This window comes from Photorhabdus caribbeanensis (genome assembly GCF_018448885.1).
Classification (GTDB): domain Bacteria; phylum Pseudomonadota; class Gammaproteobacteria; order Enterobacterales; family Enterobacteriaceae; genus Photorhabdus; species Photorhabdus caribbeanensis.
The window spans coordinates 1-1,049 of the sequence record NZ_RCWB01000113.1; the positions used below are offsets into that span (position 1 = coordinate 1).

At 57.2% G+C, this 1,049-nt stretch carries 1 pseudogene; it reads right to left on the reverse strand.

What is annotated here, in order from left to right:
* A pseudogene (locus EAE90_RS24920) lies at positions 1 to 1,049 on the reverse strand (hemagglutinin repeat-containing protein); the annotation flags it as partial.

Below are 1,049 nucleotides of genomic sequence, written 5' to 3' on the forward strand. Positions count from 1 at the left end.
GATGACCGTGGCGATTGTCCAGCGGGCCGCTGGTGACAGTGGTTTTTCCATCACCGAGAATATGGCCCTGCTGGTTATCCAGCAACTGTCCGTCAGTATCCAGAGTCAGGGCGTCGGCGGATTGTAAGGTGCCCTCGCGGTTGGTCAGTTGTCGGCTGTGAATGTCCAGCCCGCCATTTCCGGCTATCTGTCCCTGAGTATTATTAAGCGCGGTGCTGGTCAGCACGGTTTTGCCGTCCGCCGCTATCATGCCGCCGGTGTTATTGATATCGCCGGTGCGCAAAGTTAAGTGTCCGCCACTCAATAACCGGCCTGCTTTTTGGTCGGCATTGCGGGTATTGGTGAATCGGTGGCCGTGGGTATCAACGGTCATCTCGCGACCAGATTGTAACAGCCCTGCGGTATTATCCAGTTCGCCACTGTTGACCGTTAGAGTGTCTTCGGCTATCACCTGTCCGGCGGTATTGGTGAAAGGATGGCCTGTGGTCTGGCTATTGATATGCTGTGCCAGCAACACCCCCTGCGTGTTATCCAGGGTCTGGCTGGTTGTAGTCAGTCGGGTTTTGGCTTCAAGATGGCCGTGAGCGTTTTGAATGGTTTTGTCAACAGTGAGGGTGGCACTGTCCCCGGTTGCCACGATGCTCCCCCGGCGATTATCCAGCTGGGCAGCGCTGAGCTGGAGCGCGTGGTCCGCTTCCAGTCGGCCCGACTGATTGTCCAGGATGTCACTGACGGTCAGTTTCAGCGAACCTTTGTCGGCGGCCACGATGTTGCCGTGACGATTATCGACGGTCGCTGCTTTAAGGCTCAGATTACCGTTGCCCGCAAGGGTACCGCGCTGGTTATCCAGTATTCGGGTAGTGAGGGACAGGGTATCTTTGCCCTGTTGTTGCATCACGCCGCCTTGATGACTCAGGGTGTCGGCGTTGACGGTTATCTGCCCGGCCTGAGTTTCAGCCTGGTTGAGTTGCAGTTCACCGGCCTGTATCGTCAGGGCGCCATTGGTGAGCAGCTTGCCCTTATCACCCAGCCACCGTTGCGTGTTGAGC